Consider the following 10,146-nt stretch of genomic DNA (forward strand, 5'->3'; position numbering starts at 1 on the left):
ATGAGGCCTATTACACTTTCGTATGCTAGTTATCAAATATTACAAACATTAGGTGTATGGGAAGACCTGGCTGCTGAATCTTGTCCTATTTCTACCGTCCAGGTTTCTGATCAAGGTGCATTAGGCACCTTACGTTTTCGATCCAGTGAATTAAGGGTTCCCGCTTTAGGTTATGTAGTTCCTTTTTATAAATTACAGCACGTACTTTATCAACGAGCAGCCTCTCAAAAGAATGTGGAAATTATCCCCATTACTAAAATTCTTGCTATTCATTGTGGTGGGGTGGCTTCGGTTAATTGTCTGGCCGTTGAGGGAGAAAAAGATCTGCAAACAAATTTGCTCGTTGCTGCGGACGGAACCCAATCTACAGCGCGGCGATTATTAAATATTCCTACAGAAGAAAAAAATGAAAATGAAGTTGCACTGATTGCCTCAATGGAATTAGCAAAACCACATAATCAAACTGCCTATGAGCGATTTACGCCGCAAGGAACGCTGGCTATTTTACCGCTCTTTAACCAGAGTCAGTGTTGTTTAGTTTGGTCTTTGTCGAAACAATTGGCTGAAAAAGTTAGCGAGTGGTCTGATGAAGAATTTCAAAGTAAGGTTCAGAAAATTTTTAAAAATCGTTTAGGAGAAATTAAATCGCTTAAACGAGGGAAGCAATTCCCTTTACAGCTACTAATTGCTAAAGAACAAATTCGTCCAGGCTTTGTTTTATTAGGAAATGCTGCCCATACCCTTTATCCCATTGCTGCTCAGGGTTTTAATTTAGGATTACGAGATGTGGCAGCGCTCAGCGAATTGGTAGTCTCTGCTTATCAGAAGCATAAACTTTTGGGGGAAATTAATCTTTTACAAGAATATATTAAATGGCGTAAAGAGGATCAGGATCGAATAATTGGATTAACTCGAAATATTTCACAATGGTTTGGCTTACAATTACCTTTAGTGAATCGAGTCCGAGGTTTAGGGTTGTTAGCGACAGAATTGTTGCCTCCGATTAAAAATCAATTGGCCAAACGCTTGCTCGGTTTAGCGGGACGTTTGCCCAAATTAGTGCGAGGTGAACTCGAATGGATGTGACAACGTCGTCTGAATTGATACCCGTCACCATTATTGGTGGCGGGATGGTAGGGCTATTATTAGCAGCATTATTAGCAAATGCAGAAATAAAAGTTACCCTTATTGAAGCAAAAAAACCTTTGTTGTGTTTGAGTAAAGACAATTTAAATTCTCGGGTAAGTGCAATTAACACAGTTTCCAGACGATTATTAAACAAAATTAATTGTTGGCAGGATATTCGCAAGTCAACTTATTCTCCTCTGGTTAAATTGGATGTGTGGGATAGCGCTGGTGGAGGAGAAATTATTTTTGATAGCGCCGACGTTAGTGCATACGCTTTGGGCGCCATTATCGAAAACCGGGAGATTGTTCGAGTTCTCTGGCAAAAATTACAAGAGGATCCCTTAGTTGAATTTATTTGCCCAGCTCAACCTTGGAACCTCTCATCTTTTGACAAATTTATTGCTCTTGAGTTAGATAATCAAAAAACAATTCGGACTTCACTGCTCGTGGGAGCCGATGGTTCAGCCTCATGGCTTCGCGAGCAAATGAATATTAATATACAAGAACGTTCTTACGAACAAAGCGCCGTCATCGCCGTCGTTAAAACCGAAAATCCTCATGAACAAACCGGTTGGCAAGCGTTTTTACCAGATGCCGTGTTAGCTTTATTACCTTTAGCCGCTTCCCATCATTGTGCTATTGTTTGGTCGATTTCTCCAGAAGAAGCAAGCCAATTAATAGCCGCGGATGAAAAATCATTTAATACAAAAATAAATAATGCTTTTGGGTTACGATTAGGTGAGATTCAGCGGCTAACGCAACCCAAATCTATCCCCTTAATAATGCGTCATGCAAAAAAATATTTAGATTCTCGTAGGGTATTAATCGGTGATGCAGCGCATACGATTCATCCTCTAGCAGGACAGGGAGTTAATTTAGGTTTTATGGATGCGGCTTGTTTAGCACAATGCATTATTGACGCTCACCACGAAAAATGTGACGTGGGTAGTTTTCGGGTTTTGCGTCGCTATGAACGTTGGCGCAAAGGAGATAACGTTATGATGCTAGCAGCCATGCGATTCTTTAAAGAATGCTTTGGCACTCAATTGCCTTTTATCGTTCAAGCGCGCAATATAGGATTGACAATGACTAATCGACTTAACTTTCTTAAAAACTATTTTATGAAAATTGCAATGGGTGAGTCACTCGATTTGCCTGATTTAATTAGGCGTTAAATTAATTAAAATAAAATTAATTTTTCTTGATCATTGACGTTGAAGACGGGTGTGATAAGGTCGTAGGGAGCTTCAGCGATTATAAGGAGATTTTTATGAGAGGCCCTATTTAAAGCCATTGTACGTCAAACTTTCTTTGATTTGATTTGAAAAATTGTAAGAAATAGTTTTCTGAAATGATTTCCTCCTTAGTTTTAATCGGAGGCTCGGGAGCGGTTTATTACTTTAGTGTGAAAGAAAAATTTGTTAGGTTTTTTGTAGATAACTATATTTTTACCACTGACCATCATATTTTGGAAGAACTTAGTGCGCCTACTGCATGAGTTGGTTGTCTTTGCGGTTACCAGATCTATTTGGTGGCCCGCAGCACTATTATAATCTTTGTTAGTTGTCCCTCTGCCTTCGGATCAAACACCGTTAGTCCCAGAAGGGATAGAGGAAATAGGTTAATTGCTGCAATCGGAAAGTTTCAAAGTGGTAAAATCAAATTCTAATTGAATTAGTAAAAGATAATTTGATTTATTTAGCAGAGAATATAAGGCTATTTATATCATTTGTTCTATTGCCTCGGTAGGGCTGGTCAGTTATGCATTAACTAATTTAGTTTAAATGATGAAGAGGAATCAAGTATTTAGTAGACGGAAGAAAGAATCTAATACGAGTTTTGCTCTGGAACGAACAATAGATAGATGAAGCTGAAACCATGGTCGCGCCGGCTGGTACTGAGGACCATCCTCTTGGCCTTCAAAACCACTAAAGAGTTATTGGTAAATTAATCATGATATCGCCCTAAGCCTAACATTTAGGTGGGAATCATTGGTTGTGCTACACTTTTTCACTTATGAAAGTTAGTCAATTTTTTTAGCTACTGTTAAAGAAATCCCTTCAGATGCTGAACTTAGCAGCCATAGATTGATGATTCGTGCGGGCATGTTACGTAAATTGGCGAGCGGTTTATATACCTGGTTGCCCTTAGGGTTGCGTGTTTTAAAAAAAGTGGAAAACATTGTTCGGGAAGAAATGAATCGGAGTGGTGCGCTAGAATTATTAATGCCTATAGTGCAACCAGCGAACTTATGGCAAGAATCGAATCGCTGGGAAGCTTACGAAGCTGAATTATTAAGAATTATTGATCGGCATGAGAATGCATTTTGTTTTGGTCCTACCCACGAAGAAGTAATTACGGATGTCGCTCGCCAGGAATTGCGTAGTTATAAACAATTACCTGTTAATTTTTACCAGATCCAAACTAAATTTCGTGATGAAATTCGTCCCCGATTTGGCGTGATGCGTTCCCGTGAATTTTTAATGAAAGATGCTTATTCTTTTGATCTCGATGAAAAGGGAATGCAAGCGGCTTACAATGAAATGTATGACGCTTATGCGCGTATATTTACTCGTTTAGGATTAAATTTTCGTGCAGTATTAGCGGATACTGGCGCTATTGGTGGTGACTATTCCCACGAATTTCAAGTTCTGGCCGATGTGGGTGAAGATATTGTAGTTTATAGCGATGAAAGTGATTACGCGGCCAACATTGAAAAAGCAAGCGCTCAGGCGCCGCAAGGTGAACGACCAGCACCTACGGCTGATATGACAAAAATAGCAACCCTCAACGTTCGTACGATTAAACAATTAGCGGAGATATGCAATATTCTCCCGGAAAAATGCGTCAAAACCTTTATCGTGAAAGGAGAAGAATCTCCTTTTGTGGCGCTTATTTTACGAGGTGATCACGAATTAAATACAGTAAAAGCACAGAACATAGCCGGTGTTGCTTCTCCCTTAGTTTTTGCCAATGAAAAAGAAATTAGGAAAACTATTGGTGCTGGGCCTGGATCTTTGGGGCCTGTGAATTTGCCGCTTCCCTATATCGTGGATCGAGACGCTGCGCATTTGGCTAATTTTTGTTGCGGAGCCAGCGAAGATGATTTTCATTTTATAAACGTTAATTGGGATCGTGATGTTCCTTTAGGAGAAGTGGCTGACCTTCGAAATGTGGTTGCAGGGGATCAAAGTCCTGATGGTAAAGGTCACTTACGTTTTGCTCGGGGAATTGAGGTGGGTCAAGTGTTTCAACTTGGCGAAAAATATAGTCGTAAAATGAAGGCCACAATTATCGATGAAATGGGGAAAAGCCGCTATATGCAAATGGGCTGTTATGGAATCGGTATTTCGCGAACGGTGGCGGCAGCAATCGAGCAGAATCATGATGAAGCTGGAATTATTTGGCCTGAAGCAATGGCTCCTTTTTCAATAGCTTTAATTGGTCTCAATAGTCATAAGTCTTATCGAGTGCAGATAGCTTGTGAACGAATCTACCATGAGTTGATCGAAGCAGGTTTTGAGGTGCTCTGGGATGATCGTAAAGAACGACCAGGTGTCATGTTTGCTGACATGGATTTAATAGGCATTCCACATCGATTACTGATTAGTGAGCGTGGTTTGGATAAAAATACTTTGGAGTATAAATTTCGTCAAAATCAGGAGATAGAAGATTTATCCATTGAGCACCTAGTGGTTTTACTTAAAGAAAAAACCAAGTGAAACTAAACTCGTTAAATTCAAAATGCGAAATCTGAAGAGTTCTAGTCGGTTTACGTGGTGATTAATCGTTTTCTTATGATTGTTAAGAGTTTTTTTATTTTTATGGTTCCCCCGAGTTATTGTCCATTTGATCTCTTCCTGTTTAAAGAGATTCACTTATAAATCTAGCACAAATTTGAAAGAAAGAATATTGCCTTCTTTTAATATTTTCTTAAGGTTTATGAGATATCCTTGCCCAATGTTAAAACAAAATCCGAGTAGACGATTACTCTGTCGTTGGGCAGGATGGTTTTTCACTGCTAATGCATTCATTTACTTCTTTATTGGTCTTAATTAGCTTTTCTAATTACCCAATTTTGATTCCATTCCTTTGATGACCCACACGAGAGTGATTCTAGGTTAGATTTTTATGCTAATAGGACTTTTCGGTCAATAGGCCTTCTTTGCATTTTTGTACTTCTTGCCGTTATTAGTCCTTGTTTGTGGCAGATGCGCTTGTTTATTATCTCTATTGTTACCACACTTAGCAGGCGTGGCATGGAGAATTCCGAGCAGGGATTTTTAATCAAGTCTTGGAATTATCATGGATTGAGTGGAGCAACGCGGTTGTAATAGGTTGTAATAGAATAGGTTTGTTATTGATTGGTTTGGAAACAAGTATTGCTTTTTATGTATGGTAAGAAAGTAAATAACAAAACTCGGCAGCATGGTTGGTTGTTTGGTCTTGTTTTCGCAACGTGCTTATTTTTATCTTACACATTAACGCTGGCTACAACCGCAGATGTAACTGAAGATGTTAGTGCTCAAAGTAATAAATCATGTTCTCGTAATGGAAGTGCAAATTATTCCTTTTATTCCTTATTACAATGCCGTATTTGATTTATTATTTAAGTGTAAAAGATTCCAGTTTAGAATTGGAAACCCGGGACGATGGTTTTTTTGTACAAAATGTGGAAGTAGCTAAGTCTCTCAATTATCCTTTGAATCCTCTACAATGTCGACCATCTCAAACTCCTACAATATTGTTATATAGCGTTAGATGCATGGTGATTTGAAATGCTAAACCCTAAGGTAACACCGAACATTTATCGATTTCCTCAAAAATCTTGGGTATTTTGAGATAATTTAAGTGGTGGAAATTGCACGCGTCCTGGGATTTTCTCTTTATTTTACAGCCTTCCAGCTAACTATTGGACAGCGATGTTGAAACAACATTGTTTTCCTGCCTTTATTGATCAATTATTACAAGATCATTATCAGACTAATATTTTCAGAAGTGTTTCTTTGCATTATCCCGCTTTTGATGAAACAGTGTTTCATGAAACAAAAAATTTACAGATCAACACACCCGGCGCTGAATCTTTTTACCGTGATCGAGATGCATCACGCAAGAATTTAAAGATTTTATCAACCATATAAACTTAAACTCCGAGAAGCCTTTTTTAGTTTTGTTTTTTTATGATGAAACACACAATTATTGCGAGTCATCCGAAAATTACTTAAAACCCTTACAACCTGCTATCAAAGTTTAGAATCGTTTATTGTTAAAAATTCTGCTGACCCGTTACCTTATTTAAATTGTTATCGAAATGCGGCGTATTTTGATGATGCTTTAGTAGGACAGGTATTACAGGAGCTGAAAGGCCATCAGTTGCTGAAAGGCCATCAGTTATTACAAAATACTATTGTGATTATCACTGCGGATCATGGCGAAGAATTTAATGAAAATCATCAGAACTATTGGGGGCATACGAGCGATTATACACCGTGACAAGTGCATACACCTTTGATCATCTATTGGCCTTCTAAAAAGGCTGAAATAAATTATCGAACCAGTCATTACGATGTGATTCCCACCCTAATGCAAGGAGCACTGAATTGTCAAAATGGGAAATTATGGAGTTCTTTTTTAACAAAAACCAATGCTGACTACAGAAAAATCTACCATTAAATTGACTCCTTCCTTAGATAGCCTTTTTTATGGGTTATGGTAGGATTGTGAGAGGTGTTAGTCCAAGCAGAGACAGAAAATTACACCCTGTCCTAGGTGGTTAACTCATCATCAATCTTGCATTTCACGGTCTATTCATTCGATAATAGACGCTTCTAGCGACGACTACAACTATAAGGAATCCCTCATGTCTCAATCATCCGCCAAATCCCGACGCATTTTATACCGTCGTTGGGCAGGATGGTTTTTTGGGTTAATACATTCCTGGGCCTATTAATTAATCTTAATTATTTTTGAATGCTGCCAAATTTTCACTCAATGAATGGTATTACGGTAGGTCGCATAGCATTAGGATGGATATTTTTAATTGCTTCGTTCATCACTCAACTACAAGTTTTATTCTTTTTTTTGGTTGCTTGATTATAATTGGAATAATCACTCTGTTCCCCCGTCGATGGATTGGATTTATATTAGGTATGATTTTTACTTCATTACTCGTTGTTGCTTTGATTATTGATAGGCTTTGATTATTGATAGTGTGACTTTGGACTTGTATCAAATGCACTCTCAGTGTGGGATGGCGTATTTTTTAAACCAGTGCTTTATCAGAAGTAATTTTATTTATCACTATTGGAGCAAATTTTATTAGTTGATTTAGTTATTGTTTTACTCGTAGTGGAGTATTTCGTTGTTTTATTAGTATGGTGTAGAGTAGTTAAAGAAAATAAAGGATATCGAGAATATGTTTTTGCTGATAGAGTATGTTTTTGCTGATATTTAATAACCTTCTTCCTAGCTTCTTACAGTTGCATATTTGTTGCAACAGTAATGAGCTACCGACATTGGTTTAGCCATATCGATAATCATATTGTTTTGAAAGCAGCGTGAATTCTTACTTATTATGATGGGGTTTACGGATTTTATTAATGCCAGGTGATCCTAGCATCCGACAAATTTTAATGCCAAAAGCTGAAGTTTATTTTTGGTACGAGAGATCAAATCACCCACTTAAATATCCTCTCTATCGACTTCAATCTATCGACTTCAATGTGGGGTCCCTAAGAAATTATTAAACGTACTCATTATAGGTATTGATACCTGGCGTTATGATGGCATGAGTAAAATATACACGCCTAACATTTATGAATTTCCTCAAGGAAGGTTGCAATTTAAAAATCACTCGAGTGGGGCAATTGTACATAAACTGGATTGGTATCCCTTTTTTATGGGATATCCAATTTTTATGGGATATCCAATAATTATTAGCGAGCTTTTTTTAAGTCAGCATCGAGAACCTTTATTAATCGATCATTTTTTAAAAATAATTATCAAATGAGGATTTTCACCAGTGCCCCTCTAAATTTTCCAGCATTTGAAAAAAAACTATTTTTTCAGAAATAAAACACATTTTAATGCAAACGCTTAGAAATAGTACGGTAGCTTGTGATCGTGCTATTACTCGCGAATTTGACCAATTTTTAAAAAAGCGACAACAGGATCGACTTTTTTGGGGATTCATTCTTTGGAGATTCATTCTTTATGATGCCGTACATAATTATTGTGACCCTACTACACTAGATTACAAACCTTTCCAACTCGCTGTTAAACAGTGCGATTGTTTTTCGCTTACTCCCAATTCCGATCCAATTCCCTATATTAATCGTTACTACAATGCCGTTTATTTTTTAGATAGTGAAGTTAAGAAAGTACTGGATGATTTTAAAAGCCATGATTTATTAAAAAATACGATTGTCATTATTACAAATACGATTGTCATTATTACAGCGGATCAGGATCAATAACTTAACGGTGAGCATAGGGGGTACTGGGTTCATACTAGCGCTTATACACCCTATCCTTCGCCCTATCAATTACATGTTCCTTTATTAATTTATTGGCTGGGGAAAAACCACAGATTTATTCCTACCTTACCTCTCATTATGATATTATGCCTACCCTAACTAACAAAAATATTTGGTTTCAAAAACCTCCTCGCTGATTATACTATGGGCCATTCTTTGTTTACCGCAGGATCTCGTCTCTTTTTAATTTCAGGGAGTTATGTGGATTATGCTGTCCTTACAAAGAATCAGGTAACGTGTATTTACTCTGGTGGCGATTATATAATTGAAATTATAATAATTAATTATCTTAACGATTCTTAACGATCGCCTATAGGGCGTATTTGGATAAGAATACGTTACAACAAGTATTAGAAGAATTACAAAAATATTTTCAATATTAATGTGATCAATACTAATGTGATCTATTCTAGGAGATTGAGTGCTAAAAATACCACCCCCTTATCGCTTACCCGTTGGCGTTTCTATTTTCTGTCATATAATTTTATTGATTGCACTTACGATTAACTTATCTTCCTCGAATACGTATCGACTGAATAATCCATCACGCCCTGTGATTATTATTAAAGCAGAAACGGTAAACCAGGCAGCTATTGATAATGAAATTAATGCTATGAAAAAAGAAGAAAAACAAAAGCGCGAAACTGAGCAAGAGCGTGCTCGAGCATTACAAGAAAGAGTTCAGGCCTTAAAAAACAACAAATCGCTGAACAAAAGCGACTTGCGGCTTTGCATGCAAAACAACTGCGTTTGAAGCAACAGGAAGAGCAAGAAGCATTAGCACATAAAAAGGAATTAGCTTTGAAAAAGCAGGAGCAAATTAAACAACATCAACTGGTATCCAAACAACAACAATTACAACAGCAATTATTGCAACAAGAAATACAGCGAGAACAGGCTCAAGTAGCTAAAGCGCGTCAGACGGCGCAGAATCAGGGAGTTTTAGATCAATACAAAGCGCAAATCATACAAGCTATTCAACAACAATGGATTGTGCCTGAAAACGCCGATAAAAATCTTTCATGTATTTTGCTTATTCACTTAGCACCGGGCGGAGTTGTTTTATTGGTAACGACACTTAAGAGCAGTGGCGACCCTGTCCTCGATCAGTCGGCTCGAATGGCGGTCTTTAAAGCTTCTCCTTTACCCGTTTCCCAAGATAGTGCTCTCTTTTCTCAATTTCGGGAATTGCGCTTAACGGTTCGACCTCTGCAGACCCAAACGAATTTATGACCATTGCATGAATGATAGTAGCAATACTATAATCTGGCGGTAGTTACCTCACGAAGTAAAAGCCATGCGAAAACAATATCGACTAGCCCTTTATATCCTCGCTTCATTATTTTTTATTCCCGCCTATGGCGCATTAGATTTAGAATTAACCCAGGGGATGACTTCTGCGATTCCCATTGCTATTGTACCTTTCGCAGGAACATCCGTTTACGTTCCTGGAGATCAAACAATTCTTCAAGTAATCAAAAAC

Annotated in this window: 8 protein-coding genes and 2 pseudogenes; all 10 read left to right on the forward strand. The window is 37.7% G+C overall.

All coding sequences use genetic code 11. From position 1 onward, the window contains the following. Nucleotides 1–1,086 (forward strand): FAD-dependent monooxygenase (locus tag B1F79_RS03265; RefSeq protein WP_251365980.1); only part of this gene is annotated, 1,086 nt, incomplete at its 5' end. Beyond that, nucleotides 1,077–2,303: a UbiH/UbiF/VisC/COQ6 family ubiquinone biosynthesis hydroxylase gene (locus B1F79_RS03270; protein WP_251365981.1), complete on the forward strand. Its 1,227-nt coding sequence runs from the start codon at nucleotides 1,077–1,079 to the stop codon at nucleotides 2,301–2,303. The genes B1F79_RS03265 and B1F79_RS03270, both read left to right, overlap by 10 nt. An 841-nt stretch (nucleotides 2,304–3,144) precedes the next feature. Further along, nucleotides 3,145–4,850, forward strand: a pseudogene (locus B1F79_RS03275) (proline--tRNA ligase). A gap of 1,200 nt (nucleotides 4,851–6,050) precedes the next feature. Beyond that, nucleotides 6,051–6,269, forward strand: a complete 219-nt coding sequence (locus B1F79_RS03280; protein WP_251365982.1) for a hypothetical protein — start codon at nucleotides 6,051–6,053, stop codon at nucleotides 6,267–6,269. Nucleotides 6,270–6,327: 58 nt separating this feature from the next. Continuing rightward, on the forward strand, nucleotides 6,328–6,621 hold the full coding sequence (locus B1F79_RS03285; protein ID WP_251365983.1) for a sulfatase-like hydrolase/transferase: 294 nt from the start codon (nucleotides 6,328–6,330) through the stop codon (nucleotides 6,619–6,621). A 3-nt stretch (nucleotides 6,622–6,624) separates the two neighbouring features. Then, the gene (locus tag B1F79_RS03290) at nucleotides 6,625–6,801 is read left to right on the forward strand and encodes a hypothetical protein (protein ID WP_251365984.1); all 177 of its coding nucleotides are present in this window, start codon (nucleotides 6,625–6,627) and stop codon (nucleotides 6,799–6,801) included. Nucleotides 6,802–8,213: 1,412 nt separating this feature from the next. After that, nucleotides 8,214–8,603 carry a sulfatase-like hydrolase/transferase gene (locus B1F79_RS03295; RefSeq protein WP_251365985.1) on the forward strand — a complete coding sequence of 130 codons (390 nt, stop codon included), beginning with the start codon at nucleotides 8,214–8,216 and terminating at the stop codon, nucleotides 8,601–8,603. A gap of 481 nt (nucleotides 8,604–9,084) precedes the next feature. Then, nucleotides 9,085–9,417, forward strand: a complete 333-nt coding sequence (locus tag B1F79_RS03300; protein ID WP_251365986.1) for a cell envelope integrity TolA family protein — start codon at nucleotides 9,085–9,087, stop codon at nucleotides 9,415–9,417. Continuing rightward, entirely contained in the window at nucleotides 9,393–9,896 is a 504-nt protein-coding gene (tolA, locus tag B1F79_RS03305; protein WP_251365987.1) for a cell envelope integrity protein TolA, read from the forward strand. Before B1F79_RS03300 ends, tolA begins: the two co-directional genes overlap by 25 nt. Before the next feature lie 64 nt (nucleotides 9,897–9,960). Continuing rightward, nucleotides 9,961–10,146, forward strand: a pseudogene (locus B1F79_RS03310) (Tol-Pal system beta propeller repeat protein TolB); the annotation flags it as partial.

Source organism: Coxiella-like endosymbiont of Rhipicephalus sanguineus (assembly GCF_018687865.1).